Here is a 17,679-nt window from a genome sequence, read left to right on the forward strand (position 1 = left end):
CCGCTGATCCGTTCAGGCAAATATCATCGACGACAGTTTTCGCCGACCGTTCAGGACAACCGGATCCTTGGGGTCGCTGGCGTCGAAAATCTTGAAAAGCTGGGCTTTGGCCGCGCCATCATTCCATTCGCGATCACGGCGGAACAATTCCAGCAGTTCGGTCACCGCTTCCTCTGCCTTACCATTGGCATGCAGGGCAACGGCAAGATCGAAACGGGCCTGATGATCATCGGGGGTCTCGGCAACCTTGGCCTGCAGTTCAGCCACCGGCCCGGCATTCGCCGCCTCGCGGGCAAGCGTAATTTGGGCATGCACCGCCTCGAGCGCGGGATCATCGGAAATCTCGGCGGGCGCCCCATTCAGGATGGCCTCGGCCTGATCCACGTCATCCAGCGCCAGATAGGATCGGACAAGACCCGCATAGGCAACAGCGTTGTTCGGCTCTTCCTGCAGGATCGCGGCAAAGGTTTCGGCCGCGTCTGCTGCCGCACCGTCATCCAGCATCTGCTCTGCCGCTTCGATCGCGGCGCTCAGCCCTTCGGCCTCGGGGTCACCGCCCACGGCTGCGATCTTTTCGACGAACGCATCGACCTGTGACTGTGGCAACGCCCCCTGAAAGCCGTCGACGGGCTGCCCTTTGAAGAATGCGTAGACCGTCGGGATCGATTGCACCTGCAACTGGCCCGCGTAGATCTGGTTCGCGTCCACGTCGATCTTGACCATCTTGACCCGGCCACCTGCCTTGTTCACCGCCGCTTCCAGCGCCGGGCCCAATGTCTTGCACGGGCCGCACCACTGCGCCCAGAAATCCACGATGACGGGTGTCGTCTGCGAGGCTTCGATCACGTCTTGCGCAAAACTGGCATCGGTGCCGTCTTTCACCAGATCAGCAGCGGGGGCTTGTGTATCGCCGAGTTCCAGCATGGGTCTCTCCTTTGTGGTTGACGCTTATATGTGCGCAAGTTGGGTGAAGGCCAAGAGGTAATCTGGGTTTACGATCTGCCGACGTGGGACTAGCGTCCGCGATATGAGCCAGATCAGACCAAAACTCGGCGCCATCGCAGTGGTGATACATGACGGAAGGGCACTGCTCGTCCGACGCAAGAATGAACCCGATGCGGGCAAATGGGGATTTGCCGGCGGGCATGTGGAATGGGGCGAGACAGCCTTTGATGCAGCAGCGCGCGAATTGGAGGAAGAGACCGGAGTTCTGGCCACGGCTCTGCGATATCTGACCAACGTCGACGTCATCCTCAGAGACGACGCTGGCGACGTGACATTTCACTGTCTGCTGGCCGCTGTGGAGTGCCGATATGAAAGTGGGACGCCCTTTGCCGCCGATGATGTCAACGACGCGGCTTGGTTCGCCATCGAAGATGTGGCCGCGCTGGACAAAAGCGACCGCGTCGACGAGATGATCAGATTGGTCAGCGGATCGAACGCGCCTTAGGTAGCCGCCTGACGACGCTGGATGTCCTCGATGACAAACCTGTCGATACACGCCTGATGCGCAAACGCAGCGCGTGGATCGCCTTGTGCCGCGGCCTCTTCAATCGTCAGCTTCGGGATACCCCGTTGCGTACAAACGGCACTGTAAAATGCAACAACCTCTTCGGCGCTGGCACTCTCTGGCGGGGTTGGTGTGGGGAGTGTCGTTGTTTCTGTGCATGCGCCAATGCCGATTACGAAGATCGGATAAATTGCTATGTTTTTCATGTTCATACGGTCTTTTCCTTGTTTCTTAGTGGTTATGTTCTCAGTTCGCCAGTAAGTCAGCGTCGATCCTCATCATCCAACACACCAACAATAGGACCGAGCTGAAATCCGATGTCTTCCCGCCCCAGTGTCGGGGCATAAAGTCGTGATACTTTCCCATCAAAATAGAGCGCGTTCGGAAGTTGTAGAAAGTCCCGGAAGAACGTTCCAAAATCGTAAAAATTCACTGGATCATTCGAGATGACAAACACCGCTCGGTCGCCGTCTGCCGTTGTCCCCACCCCGTTGCGGACGTGGCGCGACGTGCCCTCTGCCAGAAACCGCGGATGCAGCGCCCCATCAATCACCAGCATCGGCCCCGATTGCGTCGCGTCGCGACATGCCGGGCGGCGTGCGACGTAATCCAGTGTTTCGAACACCCAGGCGGCATCATCCTGGATGCAGAACACACCATTCGGCAGCAGCCCGAAATTTCCGGGCCCTTCGCTGGTCACGACCCGCATCTTTTCAACGCCGCGTTCCAGATAATGACCAACCGGCGCGCGGTTGTCGTGATACATACCGGCATTCATCGCGAAAGAAAGCGGACCTATCGTGGTCTCGATCGCATCGAAACTGCCCAATACCTCGCCCGCTTCATCGCTATGGAACAGACGTAGATCCTCAGCCGCGACATCGACTGTGCAAGTTGTATAGCTGGCCCCGGCATAGTCAACGTTTTCGCACGTCACCGCCACCGCGGGCGTGGCCCACAGAACCGCAAACCACAGCCAGCGCATTATTCGAGGTCTCGCCGCACGTGATCTTCGGCCAAAAGCGCCCGGGTCGCATCCATCTGGTCGAACGTTCCGTCGATTTCGAACCGTAGTTCCGGCGCGTATTTCATCGACCCGCCCTTGACGACAAGATGGCGAATTTCGTGCTTGTTGCGGCGCAAGGCCTCGAGCGCTTCGTCCTTGCCCTGCCCGCCTAACGGTAGGACGAACGCGGTCGCGATCCGCAGATCGGGCGACATACGGACCTCACCAACGGTGATCGACATGCCCGACAGATCGTCGTCATGCACATCGCCGCGCTGCAGGACCTCGGACAGGATGCGGCGAAATTGTTCGCCCACACGCAGCATCCGCTGGGTCGGCGCTTTGCCATCGCGATGAGAGTGTTTTGCCATATGTTCCATTTAAGCCCTGACACGCCCCTTGCCAAGCAAGGCTTTGCGTCACCCGTCGCACGCGGCTAAGACTGCCGAAACAAAAGGGATACCGAACATGACCAACCTTCCAGGGATCGTGATCACCGGCGGCTCGGGCCGGATGGGGCGGATGCTGATCAAAACCGTGCTGGCCTCGGATAAGTGCCGGTTGGTTGGGGTGTTGGTTTCGGACGGACACGATTGGATCGGGCAGGATGTCGGGCCATTGGTTGGGCTACCGGCATCGGGTGTCATGGTCAGCGACGATCCGCTTGAAGCCTTTGCCAAGGCGCAGGCGGTGATCGATTTCACCGCCCCTGCGGCGACGGTCGCCTTTGCCGGCCTGGCCGCACAGGCGCGGGCGGTGCATGTGATCGGGACGACGGGCCTGTCTGATGATGACCTGAAAGCCATCGACGCCGCGGCCCGCCATGCCGTCATCGTGCGCGCGGGAAATATGTCGTTGGGGGTTAACCTGTTGGTCCAGTTGACGAAAAAAGTCGCGGCGGCGCTGGACGAGGACTTTGATATCGAGGTGATCGAAGCCCACCACAATCAAAAAGTCGATGCACCTTCGGGCACCGCCTTGATGCTGGGCGAGGCAGCGGCGGCGGGGCGTCAGGTGACCCTCGACGACATGAGTGATCGTGCACGCGACGGGATCACCGGTGCGCGGGAAAAGGGCCGTATCGGCTTCAGCGCGATCCGCGGCGGCGACATCGTGGGCGAGCACGACGTACTGTTCGCCGCGCCGGGCGAGCGGATCGTCTTACGCCATATCGCGACCGACCGCGCCATCTTTGCCCGCGGCGCGTTGAAGGCTGCGTTGTGGGGGCAGGACCAGGACCCGGGCGCGTACGACATGATGGATGTGTTGGGCCTATAACCGCCGATTGCGTGAACCATTTGCGGGGGTTTCGCGTAGTAAAGTTAAACTAGGATAAAGGAGGTGCCCGATGAAACGGCTCATTCTTGCGATTGCTTTGACGCTTGGCGCGGCCCCTGCCGCTGCAGACAGCTATGTACCCGTTTCTGATCAGGCGACGTTTCTGTCGCTGGTCGATGGCAAATTGCTGCGTAATCGTCTGTATGGTGTGCGGCTTAACGTGTTGAATAATGGACAAATTCAGGGCTCTGCCATCGGTTGGGATATCTCCGGGACGTGGTCTTGGGAGGATGGCTATTTCTGCCGCGAGATGGACTGGGGCGGTGAGGCGATCCCGTATAACTGCCAGCTGGTCGAATGGGATGGCAGCCTGATACGGTTCACTGTGGACCGGGGTGCTGGCGATTCTGCGTCGTTTCGGGTGCAGTGATCCAGCGGCGATCACGGGTATTTGAAGTCGCTTCCACACAGTCGCTATCCAATGGTTAACGTGGCGAATCGGGCCGGATTTCACGTGTCGGAAAAGCGTCGGACAAACGTCGGACTTTCATCGGACCCTTGCGGGCGGTTCGGGGCCTATTAACGCAACGCGCGGTGTGATTGTTAGCGATGTGTTAATTGTAGGCTGCGTATCGTACGCACTTGGAGAGTGTCGGGATGGCCAAGCCATTCAACTATGAAAAAGACTTCATCAATGGTCTGATCGCCATTCGCGCCCTGGGCGCGCCGGTGCCTGATGACACTAGGGCCGGGCACATCTTTACGCACGTCGATGCCGATGGTGGGAATTTTCGCGAAGTCGGTGGCTGGTGGTTGGAACATGAAGATGCAGATCGCGCCAAGTTCATCACTTGGCTGTTGCCGGGGGATGATATTGAAGAAGAGGCCCTGGACAGCAAAGAGCGCTACTGTGCCATGCTGGTCGCCATTCGGCTTTTGATCGATGAAGTCACGATCACCCGCACGGGGCGGGTGATCAATACGAAGGCTTCAAACGACAAACTCCGCGCGCATCGTAAGAGGCTGCTGGCAAAGCGGCGGTCTTGAGTAGCACGTGCCGCCTTGCGCCCGGATCGGCGGAACCTACAACTTTACCCACGCCGCGTTTCGCGCTGAACTGCGCACGCAAGCGTCTACGAATTCCACACCTTTCAGACCGTCCTGCACGGTGGGAAAGACCACCTCTGGTGGGATGGGATCGCCTTTGCGGTGGGCGTGGATCGCATGGGCGGCCTCGGTGTAGATGTTGGCGAAACCTTCCAGATACCCCTCGGGATGGCCCGGGGGAATCCGGCTGACCCGGGCGGCGGCGGCGCCTGCCCCGGCCCCACCGCGGGTGATCAGCCGTTTGGGTTCGCCGAACGGTGTGTGCCAGAGGTAGTTTGGATCCTCTTGCGCCCATTCCAGCCCGCCCTTTTCGCCATAGACCCGGATGCGCAGCGCGTTTTCGTTGCCGGGTGCGACCTGGCTGGACCACAGCATGCCCCGCGCCCCGCCATCGAACCGCAGCATCACATGGGCGTTGTCGTCAAGTTCACGCCCGGACACAAAAGCCTGCAGGTCAGCGGCGAGTTCAGTCGCCGTCAGCCCGGTGATGAAGCAGGCGAGGTTGTAGGCATGTGTGCCGATGTCGCCGGTCGACCCCCCTGCCCCCGAGCGTGCCGGGTCCGTCCGCCATTCTGCCTGCTTGATGTCTTGTGCGACCGTCAGCCAGTCCTGCGGGTATTCGACCTGCACGACGCGGACCTTGCCGATCTCACCCGCTGCGACCATCTCGCGCGCTTGGCGGACCATGGGGTAGCCGGTGTAATTGTGTGTGAGGACAAAGAGCGCGTCGGATGCCTCGGCCGCTTTGACCAGTTTTTTGGCATCGGCCAGTGTCGAGGTCAGGGGCTTGTCACAAATCACGTGGATGCCGCGTTTGAGGAATTCGCGCGCGGCCTGATAATGCACGTGGTTCGGCGTGACGATCGCCACGGCCTCGATCCCGTTTTTCAACCGCGCCTCGCGGATGGCCATTTGTTTGAAGTCATCGTAGATGCGCGGCAGGCCCAGCGCCTCACCACTGGCGCGGGATTTCTCGGGCGTGGACGAGAGCGCGCCAGCGACCAGTTCGTAATGATCGTCGATCCGGGCGGCGATCCGGTGAACGCCGCCGATAAAGGCGTCATTGCCGCCGCCGACCATGCCAAGCCGAATACGTGTCTGTGCCATCAGTCGATCCCCAGCATTTTGCGATTTGCGGCCTCATCGGTGCCGCTGCCTGCGAAATCGTCGAAGGCGACCTCAGTCGGGCGGATGATGTGATCGCGGACGAAGGCCGCCCCTTCGCGTGCGCCGTCTTCGGGATGTTTGATCGCGCATTCCCATTCGACAACCGCCCAGCCGTCAAAGCCGTGCGCGGTGAGTTTGGAAAAGATCGCGCTGAAATCGACCTGCCCGTCGCCCAATGACCGGAACCGCCCGGCGCGGTCGACCCAGCTTTGATAGCCGCCATAGACGCCCTGCCGCCCTGTCGGGTTGAATTCGGCGTCTTTGACGTGGAACAGCCTGATCCGGTCTTTGTAGATGTCGATATGGTCGAGGTAGTCGAGGCATTGCAGGACATAGTGCGACGGGTCGTACAGCATGCAGGCGCGGGCATGGTTGCCGGTGCGTTCGAGGAACATTTCATATGTCACCCCATCGTGCAGGTCTTCGCCCGGGTGGATTTCATAGCCGATATCGACGCCGCAATCCTCGGCATGGTCGAGGATTGGCTTCCAACGGCGGGCGAGTTCGTCGAAGGCGGTTTCGACAAGCCCGGCGGGCCGCTGTGGCCATGGGTAGACATAAGGCCATGCCAGCGCGCCCGAGAATGTCGCGTGCGCGGTGAGGCCGAGGTTTTTGGAGGCGGTCAGCGCCTTTTTGACCTGATCGACGGCCCATGCCTGACGTGCCTTGGGGTTGCCGCGGACCTCCTCTGCCGCGAAGCCGTCAAAGGCGGTGTCGTAGGCGGGGTGGACGGCGACGAGTTGTCCCTGGAGGTGCGTCGAGAGTTCCGTGACTTCGACCCCGTTGGCGGCGGCGACGCCTTTGAATTCGTCGCAATAATCCTTGCTTTCCGCCGCTTTGGCGAGATCGATCAGCCGCCCATCCCAGCTGGGCACCTGCACGCCCACATAACCGCAATCGGCGGCCCATTTGGTGATGCTGTCCCATGAATTGAACGGTGCCGTGTCCCCGGCAAATTGTGCCAGAAACAGCGCCGGGCCTTTGATGGTTTGCATGTGATCCTCCCCTTTTTGCTGCCTTAGGGCAGCATGTTTTCCTTTATATAAATATCGATGCGTATACGTTCCTGTGCGGGATTGTAAGGCGCGCTGTCGGCGGTCGCCCGCAAGAGACGGGCGCAGGATCGCACGAGGTGTCCGCTGTCCTGGTTGATGACCGCGTCGAAATAGCCATCCTGCAGGGCGGCGCGGCTAAGCGGGGTGAGTTCATGGCCGATCACCACGATATCGTCCGCTGCCTTACGATCTTTCAGATGGCGGATCAGCCCTTCGTTCCCCGCGGCGCTGGAATAGATGCCGCAGATGTTGGCGTGATTTTCGAACACTTCGGGCAAGAGGCGGTGGATCAGGTCGGGATCGTCCCGCCCTTCGAAGGACGCGACGACATCGAGGTCGGGGAATTGGTCGTTCATGACCAGATCGAAACCCTGCCGCCGTTCAAGGTGATCGCGGGCAAAGCGGGAACCGGCGATGAACAGGATCTTGCCCGGTCGCCGGATGAAGCGGCCCATCAGTTGTGCGGCCGTCCTGCCAGCGGCCACGTTGTCGATGCCGACGAAATGGTCGCGGTCGGATGATGGCAGGTCGGACACCAGCGTGACGACGGCGATGCCCTTGTCCCGGACCCTGTTGATGGCGTCGCGGACCGATGGGGTTTCGGGGCTGAAGATCGCGACGCCATCGGTTTCCTGCGGATCAATCCGGTCAAGCACCGCGACAAAATCCTGCGCGTCGAAAGGCGCGGCGAGCGCGAGCGACAGTTCGGTGCGTTCGTTCGCCAGTTTCTCGGCCTGTTCGGTGATCTGATGCCGCAGCGCCTGAACGAATTCGTTGGTGGTGTCGGGCAATACAAATAGCAGGTTATAGACCCGCCGCCGGGCGAGGTTCGCCGCCGCCGTATCGCGTATATAGCCAAGCTCGGCGATTGCCGCGTGGACCTTATTGATCGTGGCCGACCGAACGCCGGGCCGTTCGTTGAGCACGCGATCGACCGTCGCCAGGCTGACCCCGGCTACGCGGGCAATGTCATTGACCGTTGGTTTCGTGACGATTTTGAGCCCGGTTTTGTTCAGTTCAGTCCACCATTTCCTGTTCCAGCGCCCCGAAGAGCAGCGCCACGGCCTCGGCCCCTGGGTCGTTGTGCCCTTTGAGATTCTCTTCGGGTACATACGCGGCGCGCCCGGCTTTGGCACGGTGTATCGATGCGGTGCTGTCGGCCCCTTTGCGCGCGGCGGCGGCAGCGGCGGCGATCCCTTGGGGTAAGGCGTCAAGCGCCGGGGACAGCGCGTCGATCATCGTGCGGTCGCCGATGCCCGCGCCGCCGACCTGGCTGACGCGGTTCAAACCTTCGCGCAGGGCCTTTAGCACGGATGCGCCGTTTGCGCAGGCGTCGCCCGCGGCGTTGAAATAAATGGCGAGGATCACGCCGGACGATCCGCCCATCGTCTGGCTAAGTTCGTTGCCGATGGCCGGGAAAAGCTGGGTCAGATCGGCCAGCGGCATCCGGTCGAGGCTGGACTTCAGCGCGCGCGCCGCCGTCGCCAGCGTGCTACCGGTATCGCCGTCGCCGGATTTTGCGTCGAGTGTGTTCAATGCCCCCTCGGATGAGATCAGGAGGTCGGTGACCCGCTCGATAATCTCGCGTGTCTTGGCGTTTTGCGATGGGATCGGTTCGATTGGCGTCAGCCCGTCGGGGAGTGGCACGATGGGCGGCTTGGCCAGTTGTGCGAGGCCGGGCCAGGCGGGCAAGGCGACGGGCTGCGCCAATGCCGCCTGTTCGTCGGGCGTCGCGTCCATGATCGAGACGGAAAAGCCGTGCATGTCGAGTGACGTCATCAAGGGCGCGGGTCCGATGATGTGCTTGACGAGGCCAGAGGCGGCCAAGGCATGCGTCAGCACTGACATCTCAAGCGGTGTGGTGGAGCCGAGATTGTTGACGATGGCAACGGTGTTGCCCCCGGCATGGTCCCTCAGTTTGCTGACGACGGTGCCCATCGCGTCCATCGCGGTGCCGAAATCGACCTGTTCCACGCCCGGTTCGCCATGGATGCCCAGCCCCAGTTCGGCCTTGCCCGCGCCGATCCGGTTTTCCTTTTGCGATCCGGGGATGGTGCAGGTGTCAAGGCTCATCCCGATGGAGGCGACTTTGCCGATGACCGTGCGTGCAACTGCGGTCACGGCATCGAGGTCGGCGCCGTTTTCGGCCATGGCACCGACGATCTTGTGTACGAAGAGGGTGCCTGCGACGCCGCGCGGTTGCGGCAGGTCGGGCAAGGCGATGTCGTCATCGACGACGACCATTTCGACCTTGCGACCCAAGGCCCGCGCCCGTTCGGCGGCGAGCCCGAAATTCAGGCGGTCACCGGTGTAGTTTTTCACGATCAGCAGGCAGCCTGCTTCGCCCGTGACGGCTAGGATCCCGGCCAGGACGGCCTCGACCGATGGTGACGCGAAGACCTCACCACAGACAGCCCCTGTCAGCATGCCCTTGCCCACGAACCCCGCATGGGCGGGTTCGTGGCCCGAGCCGCCGCCCGAGACGAGCGCGACCCTGGATTTGTCCCAGTCGCTGCGAAAGACGACCTTGATATGCGGATAGCCGTCCAACCGTGACAGCGCGCCGCCCGCGGCGGCAAGCACACCGTCGATCGCCTCGGTCACGAGATCCTCTTTGGCGTTGATGAATTGGGCCATGGTGTCCCCTCCCTTTTAAGCCACGCGCCCGCCTGTGGCGTCGAAATACAGCGGATCGCGCGGGCTGATCTTGATGGTTGTGTTGTCGGCGTAATCCTGATGCGGATCGGTCAGCGTGGTGATCGCGTGGCCTTGCAGATCAAGGTGTAGCCGCGTCTGGTCGCCCAAATGTTCGGACCGGATGATTGTCGCCTCGATCCCGTCGCCCTGTTGGATGTTTTCGGGGCGCAGGCCGATCTGGTCGCCTTTGTGATTGCCCGGAAACAGGGCCGCGGGCAGGATGTTGATCCGGGGTGAGCCAAGGCGGCTCGCCACATAAATGCTGGCCGGGTCTTCGTAGACTTCCCGGGGCGTGCCGTATTGCACGAGCCGCCCGTTTTCCAGGACGCCGATATGGGTTGCCATCGTCATCGCCTCGACCTGATCGTGGGTGACATAAAGCAGCGTCGCGCCAAGATCGGCGTGGATGCGTTTGAGTTCGACGCGCAGGTCAGCGCGCAATTTCGCATCAAGCGAGCTGAGCGGTTCGTCCATCAGGTAAATCTGCGGGTCGCGCACGAGGGCGCGCCCGATGGACACGCGCTGCATTTCACCGCCTGACAGTTCCGTCGCCTTATTGTCCAGCTTGTGCGGGATCTGGAGCGTTTCGGCGATGGTCTGGACCTTTTGCGCGATGACATCCTCGGGGGTTTTCAGGATCGGGGAGCGGAGCGGAAAGGCGAGGTTGTCGCGCACGGTCAGGTGCGGGTAGAGCGAGTATTGCTGGAACACCATCGCCACGTCGCGTTGTGCGGGGGTGTCGTCGCCCACGTCGCGCCCGCCGATATGGATGCTGCCGCTATCCAGCTTTTCAAGGCCCGAGATCAGGCGGAGGGTTGTGGTTTTTCCCGCACCCGTGGGGCCGAGGAGGACGACGAAAGCGCCGTCTTCGATCGTCATCGAGATGTCGGCGACGGCCTGGGTTTTCCCGTACGCCTTGGAGACGTTGTTGAGCGTGACTTCAGCCATGAAGCACCCCTTCGTTCAGTTCGGATTTCAGGGCGCGCCCGGTTTGGCGGTCGAACAGGGTGATGGTGTTCGGGTTGAATTGCAGGCCGACCGTGTCGCCGGTTTTTGCGGGGTGTTTGGCTGAAATGCGGGCCTTGGCCTCACCCCCTGCGGTTTTCAGCGTCACGATCTGGGTCGTGCCCAGATATTCGGTGGCGATAATCTCCGCCCGGAAAGGGGCATCGTCGGACAGCGTGATGTGTTCGGGGCGCACGCCAAAGGCCATGTCGCCCTCAAACGGTTCGCGGGTTTGGGGGATGGCGAAGGTGTTCTGGTGCATGGCGACATCGGCGGAGCCGCTGCCGACCTTGCCGTGGAAATTGAGGAAGTTCATCGACGGAGAGCCGATGAAATCGGCCACGAACATGGTGGCCGGTTTGTCGTAGATTTCCTGCGGCGTGCCGAATTGTTCGACGACGGCGTTGTTCATCACGACGATCTTGTCGCCCATCTGCATCGCCTCAAGCTGGTCGTGGGTGACGTAGACGGTTGTCGCCCCCATCCGGTCGTGCAGCGCGCGCAGTTCTTCGGCCATGTGTTCGCGAAACTCGGCATCGAGTGCGCCAAGCGGTTCGTCCATCATGAAGGCCTTGGGTTCGCGCACGATGGCGCGGCCAAGGGCGACGCGCTGTCTGTCGCCGCCGGACAGGCCACCGACGGGGCGGTCGAGGATGTCTTCGATGCCGAGGATTTTCGCGACCTCGGCCACCTTTTCCCTGACCTTGGCGCGCGGCATGCCTTGGCTGACCAATGGATAGCTGATGTTCTTGCGCACGTTCATATGCGGGTAGAGCGCGAACATCTGGAAAACGAAGGCGATGTCACGCTGGGACGGGGGGCGTTGGGAAATCTCTTCCCCGTCGAGGAAAATCTCGCCCGAAGTGGGCAACTCCAACCCCGCGATCATGCGCAGCGTCGTCGTCTTGCCGCAGCCGGAGGGGCCGAGCAACATGAAGAATTCGCCGTCTTCGATGGTGAATGAACTTTCGCGGACGGCGGTGAAATCGCCGAATTGCTTTTTGACGTTTTTGATGACGATCTGCGCCATGCTTACTCCGGGAAATGGCTGACGACGATGAACATCACCGTGCCGATCAGGGTTGTGATGAAGGAATAGGTGAAGGCCCAGATCGCGAAGGGTTGCATCAGCATAAAGACCCCAAGCGCGATGATGATGGTGGCCAGCGCCTCCCATGGGCCGCGGCGCAGGCGGAGGAGGCCTGTGAAGAACCTGGTCATTTGCGTACCGCTCCGAAGGTGATCCCGCGCAGCAGGTGTTTGCGCAGGAGGATGGTGAAGATCATGACCGGCAAAAGGAAGATCGTGACACCCGCGGCGATGGCGGGCCAGTCGAGGCCGCCGACGCCGATGATCGTCGGGATGAAGGGCGGGGCCGTCTGTGCGTTGGCCGTGGTGAGCAGCACCGCGAAGGCGTATTCGTTCCAGGCGAAGATCAGGCAGAAGATCGCGGTGGAGGCGATGCCGGTGGCGGCCTGTGGCAGGACGACCTTGTAGAAAGCCTGGAACCGCGTGTAGCCGTCGATCAGCGCGGCCTCTTCATATTCCATCGGGATGCCGTCGATGAAACTTTTCAAGAGCCACACGGCGAGCGAGATGTTCACGGCGGTGTAAAGCAGGATCATCCCCAGATGCGTGTCGGACAGCCCCAGTTGCCGGTACATCAGGAAGATCGGGATGGCGACAGCGATGGGGGGCATCATCCGGGTGCTGAGGATGAAGAACAGCAGATCGTCCGCCAGCGGTATCTTGAACCGGCTGAACGCATAGGCGGCGAGTGTGCCGAGAAAGACGCTGAGGAAGGTGGACCCGAACCCGATGATGACCGAATTCATGAACCGTTCGCCAAACTTCGACGGGCCCACGATGACCATGCCGTATTGGCGCACGATCTCGTCCGCCCAGTTTTCGGGTGGGTTGGCGTTCAGGAATTCCTGTGTTTGCCGGGTGCGCGTGGTGAAGAGGTTCACATAGCCTTCGAGCGTGGGTATGAACCCGGCCTCGCTGTCCGATCCGATGATGTATTTCGGCGGGTAGGCGATGGCGTCAGAGGGGCTTTTGAACCCGGTGATCGCGATCCAGACCAGCGGGATCATGGTGATCAGGGCGTAAAGTATGACCAATGTGCCCGCGAACCATTTGGTCCGGTTCGAGGGTTCGGTGACGGAAAAGCTGCTCATCTTTCTTTCACCTTGTTCAGGGCTTTGACGTAGATGCTGGCAAGGCCGAACACCGTCACGAAGAGAATGATCGCGTAGGCCGAAGCATAGCCCGTCCGCCATTTTTCAAACGCTTCGCGTTTGAGGTTGATCGATGTCAGTTCGGTCACCGATCCGGGGCCGCCGCCGGTCAGCTGCACGACAAGGTCAAACATCTTGAAATTCTCGATGCCCCGGAACAGGACCGCCAGCATCAGGAAAGGCAGCACCATCGGGACGGTGATGGTAAAGAATTGCCGGATTTTGGAGGCACGGTCGATTTCAGCGGCCTCGTAAATGTAGTCGGGGATGCTGCGGAGCCCGGCGAGGCAGATCAGCATCACGAACGGCGTCCACATCCAGGTGTCCACGATGACGATGGACCAAGGGGCAAGGTCGACCTGCCCCAGCATTTCAAAGCTGGACGGGTCTTTGCCAGTGAAGAAGGCCACGATGTAATTGAACAGGCCGATCTGCGGCTGGTAGAGGAATTTCCAGAAATTGCCGACGACGGCAGGGGACAGCATCATCGGCAGGACGATGATCGTGGTCCACAGATCGTTGCCCTTGAATTTCTTGTTGATCAGCCAGGCCAGCGTGAACCCGATCAGCACCTGAAAGACGATCGTCCAGAACAGGAAATGCGCCGTGGCCTGCATGTTCAGCCAGATATCGGTGTCTGTCAGGATGCGTTCGTAATTGCGAAGGCCGATGAATTCGGGTTCGCGGTTCAGACGGTTGGCGCGGTAGTTGGTGAAACTCAGCCGGATCGTCCAGATCAGCGGAAAGATGTTGATCGCGAGCAAGAGGAAGATCGTCGGGGCGACGAATATCCAGGCGATCGCGCGGTCGGATAAGCCCCTGATCTGGCGTGCAACTTTCGGCGGCGTTGCGCTGGCAACGCTGGTGGCGAGTTTGTCTGTCATTGGCCTGTCCGGTTGTAAGGCGGGGTTGCGCCCGCCCTACGGGTTGCGGTTTGCGGCGGGCATGTGCCCGCCACACGCTTAGAGCTTGCCTTCGTCCTCGAAGACTTCGGTCCAGTCCTCGATCAGTTTATCGAGCGCCTCTTGCGCGGTGCCCTGATCGGCGACCACATAGTCATGCACCCGCTTTTGCATCGCGAGGAGGAGTTCGGCATAAGCCGGTTCCTGCCAGAAATCCTGCACGGCATCCATGGCTTCGAGGAAGTCACCGGCGAAGGGCTGGCTTTCGACAAAGCCCGGGTCTTGCAGCACGGCGTTGTGGGCTGAATAGCCGCCCAGCTCCCACCATTTGGCCTGCACATCGGGTTGCGCGAACCATTTGATGTATTCCAGCGCCGCATCCTGTTTGTCGGAATAGCTGACCACCGAAATCCCCTGACCGCCAAGGGTCGACGCCGCGATGTTCTGCGGTGGGTTCACGAAAAAGTCGATCTTGTCCCCGCCGGTGGCCGGGTCGGCGTAGAGGCCGGGGAAGAAGGCGAACCAGTTCATCGCCATCGCCACCTGCCCGGATTTGAACGCATCGAGCGACTCACCCATGTAGGAGTTCGTGTAGCCCGGCGGCGTCGCAGTTTCGTAGAATTCTTTGTAGAATTCCAATGCCTCGACGGCCTCAGCCGAGTTCACCGCGCCGACCATGTCGTAGGATCCGGGTTCGTTTTCGTATTTGAAGCCCCAGGTATAAAGCGCGCCGGTCACGCCCATGGTGATCCCTTCGGAGCCCCGTTCGGTAAAGATAGCCGCGCCGTAGACGGTTTTGCCGTCGATCTCGCGTTCCTGGAAGAATTGGGCGATTTGCAGCAGTTCCCGTTGTGTCTGTGGTTCGCGCAGTTCTTCGCCAGTCGCCTCCTGATAGGCGGCTTTGATATCGTCCCGTTCGAACCAGTCCTTGCGGTAGAACCAGCCGTTGGCGTCACCCATCGCTGGCAGAGCGTAGTAATTGGGCGTACCCTTCGGCCATGTCGAATAGGCATAGACGGTCGCCGGTGCGAAATCGTCCATGGAAATGCCTTCGCTGTCGAAGAAATCGTTCAGTTTGACGTAGTGGCCGTTTTCCGCGCCGCCACCGATCCATTGGCTATCACCGATCAGCAGGTCGCAGAGTTGGCCACCCGCATTCAGTTCGTTCAGCATCCTGTCCGCGAAATTGGGCCACGGCACGAATTCGAAATTCATCGTGTGGCCGGACTCGGCCTCGAAATCTTTTGACAGTTCGACCAAGGCATTGGCCGGATCCCAGGCGGCCCAGCAGAGCGTCAGGTCATCGGCGTATGCTGTCGATGCAGCCCCTGTTGCCGCGATCGCAATGGCGCTGGCGCCAGCCAGTTTCAAATAAGACATAAATTCCTCCCCTTCATGCGCCAGGTTCATTTTTTGCGAATCGTGGCGTGGTTTGAGGCTATATGAGGTGCGTACCTCAAGTCTATGCATTTCTGAGGTGCGTAACTCAAAAACTTAGAAAGCGTAATTTTATCAGATGTTTAGGTCTTTCATGATTGTTGACTTTAATCCCCTCGTGTTGCGCAGGCCATCCGTCAAAGTGCTTATATTGACACCTGCACGCGTTCACCTCATCCAGAGGCGGCGCGAAGAAATGGGCGGATGATGTCGAAGGCGAAGTCGAAACAACAGGTCTATACCTTGCTGGTCGAAGTAGGCCGCAACGCCGGGGATGGCCTGCCCCAAGAAGCCACGGGCGGCGCATTGGTGTGCTATGCCAGCGGCGTGGACGAGGCCGAGGCGGTGCGCGAAACCGTGGCGATCCTGAAGCAGGCCGATTTGGCCCCGCTGGACGTGTCCGGCTATGGCACGCTGGAGGAACGGTTGGCAGAGGGGCACGACATCTCGGATGAGGAAAAGGCGCTGATGCAACGGGCGCTGGAGGAAAACAGCGTGATCGTGGCGCAGATGACGCCGTTTTTTGATGAGGGGTGAGTGGGTGGCAATGAGAACAAGATCAGAACAGGAAGAACGGCGCTAACACTCCAAAAATTGCATCCCCCGTCCCTTCCCGATAGCCATGCGGGAAAAGGAGCCGCCCATGCCCACCGATCCTGTTGTCCTGACCGCTGAACTGATCCGTTGTCCGTCTGTCACCCCTGCAGAAGGCGGGGCGTTGGTTCTTCTCGAACGGAAACTCAGCGCCGCCGGTTTCGATTGCACCCGGGTCGATCGAGGTGGTGTCGCCAACCTTTTCGCGCGCTGGGGCCGGAAAGGAGCGAACCGCACGTTCGGGTTCAATGGCCATACCGATGTGGTGCCCGTTGGCAATGAAAACGATTGGTCGGTGCTGCCGTTCGGGGCGGAGTTGAAGGACGGGTATCTTTACGGGCGCGGCGCGACGGATATGAAATCGGGCGTAGCGGCGTTTGCTGCTGCCGCCATCGATTTCGTGAACGATACACCGCCTGACGGCGCCATCGTTCTTGCTATCACGGGGGACGAAGAGGGCGACGCGCTGCATGGCACGACCGCCCTGCTGGACTGGATGGTGCAGGAGGGCGAGGCGATGTCGGTTTGTCTGGTGGGCGAACCCACCTGCCCGAATGAGATGGGCGAGGCGATGAAGATCGGGCGCCGTGGGTCGCTGACTGTTTGGGTCACCGTGCGGGGCATTCAGGGCCACTCCGCCTATCCGCATCGGGCCAAGAATCCTCTGCCCGCGATGGCGCGTCTGATGGATCGGTTGGCATCGCACGAGTTGGATCAGGGAACGGATCATTTCGATCCTTCGACCCTTGCCGTCGTCAGTATCGACACCGGCAATCCGGCGACGAATGTCATCCCCGCATCGTGTCAGGCCGCGGTCAACGTGCGTTTCAACGACGCCCATACCAGCCAGTCTATCGTCGATTGGATCGGGGATGAGGCGGGCCGCGTCACTGACGAGTTCGACGTCGACGTCGATATCAAGGTGAAGGTCTCGGGCGAGAGCTTTGTCACCCCGCCCGGCGAATTGTCTGATCTTGTGGCGCAAGCTGTTGAGGCCGAGACGGGGCGTAAGCCCGCGCTCTCGACCTCGGGCGGGACGTCGGATGCCCGGTTCGTCAAAGATCACTGCCCGGTGGTTGAATTCGGCCTTGTCGGTAAGACCATGCATCAGGTCGACGAACGGGTTGCCGTGGATCAGGTGCATCAGCTCAAGGCCATTTATGGGCGGATTTTGCGCGATTATTTTGCGTAATGCGCGTTGGTTTCACCCACCCTACGCCAGAGCGGGCCGATGGCGACCAGCAGGATCAGGATGTTGAACAGAACATTCGATGGATTGCCCGATAGCACCGACCCGGCGCTGTCCAGCACGAACCATGCCAATACCCCGACGACGACGCTGCGCCGCACGCCCTCGGGCGCGTGATCATAGACCTGCGTGGCGAGGCACCAGATCGTCACGCCCCATCCCAACAGGAAACCGCCGGTGAGAGCCGAGAGGAAACGGGTTGTGCCGTCGTCGAAGCTCTGCACCCCATCGAGTGGCCAGGCGATCAGATCAAGCGTGAACCGTGCCGGTTCTGCCGTAGGCAACATCGTGGCGAGGAAGAACACAGGCCCGAACGATCCGATGACGATCGCCGTAATCTTGAGCCAGAATTTGTGGAAATCATGGGTCATGTGGATGCTCCTGTTTCGTGTTGGGGCATGGATAGGACCGACCGCCGCGGCAAAACAATTA

21 protein-coding genes are annotated in these 17,679 nt (G+C 60.6%); 6 read left to right on the top strand and 15 right to left on the bottom strand.

Annotation, left to right across the window (positions count from 1 at the left end):
- Window positions 1–12: 12 nt before the first annotated feature.
- Window positions 13–924 carry a co-chaperone YbbN gene (locus V8J85_RS16150; RefSeq protein WP_339954797.1) on the bottom strand — a complete coding sequence of 304 codons (912 nt, stop codon included), beginning with the start codon at window positions 922–924 and terminating at the stop codon, window positions 13–15.
- A gap of 103 nt (window positions 925–1,027) precedes the next feature.
- On the opposite strand from V8J85_RS16150, the gene V8J85_RS16155 reads away from it, so the two are divergent.
- Window positions 1,028–1,450: an NUDIX hydrolase gene (locus V8J85_RS16155; protein WP_339954798.1), complete on the top strand. Its 423-nt coding sequence runs from the start codon at window positions 1,028–1,030 to the stop codon at window positions 1,448–1,450.
- Here the strand turns inward: V8J85_RS16155 and V8J85_RS16160 are convergent.
- From V8J85_RS16160 to rbfA, 3 genes are read right to left on the bottom strand one after another with little or no spacing between them, the layout of a single operon-like run.
- Window positions 1,447–1,722 (bottom strand): hypothetical protein, encoded by a 276-nt coding sequence (locus tag V8J85_RS16160; protein ID WP_339954799.1) that lies wholly within the window; start codon window positions 1,720–1,722, stop codon window positions 1,447–1,449. The two genes, V8J85_RS16155 and V8J85_RS16160, sit on opposite strands and share 4 nt — an antisense overlap.
- A 50-nt stretch (window positions 1,723–1,772) precedes the next feature.
- Window positions 1,773–2,495 carry a phosphodiester glycosidase family protein gene (locus V8J85_RS16165; RefSeq protein ID WP_339954800.1) on the bottom strand — a complete coding sequence of 241 codons (723 nt, stop codon included), beginning with the start codon at window positions 2,493–2,495 and terminating at the stop codon, window positions 1,773–1,775.
- Complete coding sequence (rbfA, locus tag V8J85_RS16170; RefSeq protein WP_339954801.1) at window positions 2,495–2,887, bottom strand: 30S ribosome-binding factor RbfA; 393 nt, start codon at window positions 2,885–2,887, stop codon at window positions 2,495–2,497. The genes V8J85_RS16165 and rbfA overlap by 1 nt, the downstream gene beginning before the upstream one ends.
- A 97-nt stretch (window positions 2,888–2,984) precedes the next feature.
- On the opposite strand from rbfA, the gene dapB reads away from it, so the two are divergent.
- From dapB to V8J85_RS16185, 3 genes are all read left to right on the top strand, one after another.
- Complete coding sequence (dapB, locus tag V8J85_RS16175) at window positions 2,985–3,794, top strand: 4-hydroxy-tetrahydrodipicolinate reductase (protein ID WP_339954802.1); 810 nt, start codon at window positions 2,985–2,987, stop codon at window positions 3,792–3,794.
- Window positions 3,795–3,864: 70 nt separating this feature from the next.
- Complete coding sequence (locus V8J85_RS16180) at window positions 3,865–4,224, top strand: dihydrodipicolinate reductase (protein WP_339954803.1); 360 nt, start codon at window positions 3,865–3,867, stop codon at window positions 4,222–4,224.
- A 227-nt stretch (window positions 4,225–4,451) separates the two neighbouring features.
- On the top strand, window positions 4,452–4,841 hold the full coding sequence (locus V8J85_RS16185; RefSeq protein ID WP_339954804.1) for a hypothetical protein: 390 nt from the start codon (window positions 4,452–4,454) through the stop codon (window positions 4,839–4,841).
- A 36-nt stretch (window positions 4,842–4,877) separates the two neighbouring features.
- On the opposite strand, the gene V8J85_RS16190 is transcribed toward V8J85_RS16185, so the two are convergent.
- The 10 genes from V8J85_RS16190 to V8J85_RS16235 all read right to left on the bottom strand — a co-directional run bounded on the left by V8J85_RS16190 (window position 4,878) and on the right by V8J85_RS16235 (window position 15,347).
- Complete coding sequence (locus V8J85_RS16190; RefSeq protein ID WP_339954805.1) at window positions 4,878–6,008, bottom strand: Gfo/Idh/MocA family protein; 1,131 nt, start codon at window positions 6,006–6,008, stop codon at window positions 4,878–4,880.
- On the bottom strand, window positions 6,008–7,063 hold the full coding sequence (locus tag V8J85_RS16195; protein WP_339954806.1) for a sugar phosphate isomerase/epimerase family protein: 1,056 nt from the start codon (window positions 7,061–7,063) through the stop codon (window positions 6,008–6,010). The genes V8J85_RS16190 and V8J85_RS16195 overlap by 1 nt, the downstream gene beginning before the upstream one ends.
- Before the next feature lie 23 nt (window positions 7,064–7,086).
- A complete protein-coding gene (locus V8J85_RS16200; RefSeq protein WP_339954807.1) occupies window positions 7,087–8,235 on the bottom strand; it encodes a LacI family DNA-binding transcriptional regulator in 1,149 nt (382 codons plus the stop codon).
- Window positions 8,141–9,760, bottom strand: coding sequence for a dihydroxyacetone kinase subunit DhaK (locus V8J85_RS16205; protein WP_339954808.1), 1,620 nt, complete (start codon window positions 9,758–9,760; stop codon window positions 8,141–8,143). The genes V8J85_RS16200 and V8J85_RS16205 overlap by 95 nt, the downstream gene beginning before the upstream one ends.
- 15 nt (window positions 9,761–9,775) lie before the next feature.
- The gene (locus V8J85_RS16210) at window positions 9,776–10,768 is read right to left on the bottom strand and encodes an ABC transporter ATP-binding protein (protein WP_339954809.1); all 993 of its coding nucleotides are present in this window, start codon (window positions 10,766–10,768) and stop codon (window positions 9,776–9,778) included.
- Window positions 10,761–11,855: an ABC transporter ATP-binding protein gene (locus V8J85_RS16215; RefSeq protein WP_339954810.1), complete on the bottom strand. Its 1,095-nt coding sequence runs from the start codon at window positions 11,853–11,855 to the stop codon at window positions 10,761–10,763. Before V8J85_RS16215 ends, V8J85_RS16210 begins: the two co-directional genes overlap by 8 nt.
- Before the next feature lie 2 nt (window positions 11,856–11,857).
- Window positions 11,858–12,046: a hypothetical protein gene (locus V8J85_RS16220; protein WP_339954811.1), complete on the bottom strand. Its 189-nt coding sequence runs from the start codon at window positions 12,044–12,046 to the stop codon at window positions 11,858–11,860.
- Window positions 12,043–13,005, bottom strand: a complete 963-nt coding sequence (locus tag V8J85_RS16225; RefSeq protein ID WP_339954812.1) for a carbohydrate ABC transporter permease — start codon at window positions 13,003–13,005, stop codon at window positions 12,043–12,045. The genes V8J85_RS16220 and V8J85_RS16225 overlap by 4 nt, the downstream gene beginning before the upstream one ends.
- On the bottom strand, window positions 13,002–13,949 hold the full coding sequence (locus V8J85_RS16230; protein ID WP_339954813.1) for a carbohydrate ABC transporter permease: 948 nt from the start codon (window positions 13,947–13,949) through the stop codon (window positions 13,002–13,004). The genes V8J85_RS16225 and V8J85_RS16230 overlap by 4 nt, the downstream gene beginning before the upstream one ends.
- A gap of 78 nt (window positions 13,950–14,027) precedes the next feature.
- A complete protein-coding gene (locus V8J85_RS16235) occupies window positions 14,028–15,347 on the bottom strand; it encodes an ABC transporter substrate-binding protein (protein ID WP_339954814.1) in 1,320 nt (439 codons plus the stop codon).
- Window positions 15,348–15,608: 261 nt separating this feature from the next.
- On the opposite strand from V8J85_RS16235, the gene V8J85_RS16240 reads away from it, so the two are divergent.
- Complete coding sequence (locus V8J85_RS16240) at window positions 15,609–15,941, top strand: hypothetical protein (RefSeq protein WP_445285915.1); 333 nt, start codon at window positions 15,609–15,611, stop codon at window positions 15,939–15,941.
- A gap of 106 nt (window positions 15,942–16,047) precedes the next feature.
- Window positions 16,048–17,190, top strand: a complete 1,143-nt coding sequence (dapE, locus tag V8J85_RS16245) for a succinyl-diaminopimelate desuccinylase (RefSeq protein WP_339954815.1) — start codon at window positions 16,048–16,050, stop codon at window positions 17,188–17,190.
- Here the strand turns inward: dapE and V8J85_RS16250 are convergent.
- On the bottom strand, window positions 17,178–17,618 hold the full coding sequence (locus V8J85_RS16250; RefSeq protein WP_339954816.1) for a hypothetical protein: 441 nt from the start codon (window positions 17,616–17,618) through the stop codon (window positions 17,178–17,180). The two genes, dapE and V8J85_RS16250, sit on opposite strands and share 13 nt — an antisense overlap.
- Window positions 17,619–17,679 lie beyond the last annotated feature (61 nt).

Source organism: Yoonia sp. 2307UL14-13 (genome assembly GCF_037572755.1).
GTDB lineage: Bacteria > Pseudomonadota > Alphaproteobacteria > Rhodobacterales > Rhodobacteraceae > Yoonia.

Bases quoted from the DNA above. Each gene is read 5' to 3' on its own strand.
- V8J85_RS16200 (WP_339954807.1), bottom strand. From the start codon at position 8,235: ATGTACCCGAAGAGAATCTCAAAGGGCACAACGACCCAGGGGCCGAGG.
- V8J85_RS16240 (WP_445285915.1), top strand. From the start codon at position 15,609: ATGATGTCGAAGGCGAAGTCGAAACAACAGGTCTATACCTTGCTGGTC.
- V8J85_RS16195 (WP_339954806.1), bottom strand. From the start codon at position 7,063: ATGCAAACCATCAAAGGCCCGGCGCTGTTTCTGGCACAATTTGCCGGG.
- V8J85_RS16185 (WP_339954804.1), top strand. From the start codon at position 4,452: ATGGCCAAGCCATTCAACTATGAAAAAGACTTCATCAATGGTCTGATC.
- V8J85_RS16215 (WP_339954810.1), bottom strand. From the start codon at position 11,855: ATGGCGCAGATCGTCATCAAAAACGTCAAAAAGCAATTCGGCGATTTC.
- V8J85_RS16150 (WP_339954797.1), bottom strand. From the start codon at position 924: ATGCTGGAACTCGGCGATACACAAGCCCCCGCTGCTGATCTGGTGAAA.
- V8J85_RS16235 (WP_339954814.1), bottom strand. From the start codon at position 15,347: ATGTCTTATTTGAAACTGGCTGGCGCCAGCGCCATTGCGATCGCGGCA.
- rbfA (WP_339954801.1), bottom strand. From the start codon at position 2,887: ATGGCAAAACACTCTCATCGCGATGGCAAAGCGCCGACCCAGCGGATG.
- V8J85_RS16225 (WP_339954812.1), bottom strand. From the start codon at position 13,005: ATGAGCAGCTTTTCCGTCACCGAACCCTCGAACCGGACCAAATGGTTC.
- V8J85_RS16230 (WP_339954813.1), bottom strand. From the start codon at position 13,949: ATGACAGACAAACTCGCCACCAGCGTTGCCAGCGCAACGCCGCCGAAA.
- V8J85_RS16180 (WP_339954803.1), top strand. From the start codon at position 3,865: ATGAAACGGCTCATTCTTGCGATTGCTTTGACGCTTGGCGCGGCCCCT.
- V8J85_RS16250 (WP_339954816.1), bottom strand. From the start codon at position 17,618: ATGACCCATGATTTCCACAAATTCTGGCTCAAGATTACGGCGATCGTC.
- V8J85_RS16205 (WP_339954808.1), bottom strand. From the start codon at position 9,760: ATGGCCCAATTCATCAACGCCAAAGAGGATCTCGTGACCGAGGCGATC.
- V8J85_RS16220 (WP_339954811.1), bottom strand. From the start codon at position 12,046: ATGACCAGGTTCTTCACAGGCCTCCTCCGCCTGCGCCGCGGCCCATGG.
- V8J85_RS16160 (WP_339954799.1), bottom strand. From the start codon at position 1,722: ATGAACATGAAAAACATAGCAATTTATCCGATCTTCGTAATCGGCATT.
- V8J85_RS16165 (WP_339954800.1), bottom strand. From the start codon at position 2,495: ATGCGCTGGCTGTGGTTTGCGGTTCTGTGGGCCACGCCCGCGGTGGCG.
- V8J85_RS16155 (WP_339954798.1), top strand. From the start codon at position 1,028: ATGAGCCAGATCAGACCAAAACTCGGCGCCATCGCAGTGGTGATACAT.
- V8J85_RS16190 (WP_339954805.1), bottom strand. From the start codon at position 6,008: ATGGCACAGACACGTATTCGGCTTGGCATGGTCGGCGGCGGCAATGAC.
- dapE (WP_339954815.1), top strand. From the start codon at position 16,048: ATGCCCACCGATCCTGTTGTCCTGACCGCTGAACTGATCCGTTGTCCG.
- V8J85_RS16210 (WP_339954809.1), bottom strand. From the start codon at position 10,768: ATGGCTGAAGTCACGCTCAACAACGTCTCCAAGGCGTACGGGAAAACC.
- dapB (WP_339954802.1), top strand. From the start codon at position 2,985: ATGACCAACCTTCCAGGGATCGTGATCACCGGCGGCTCGGGCCGGATG.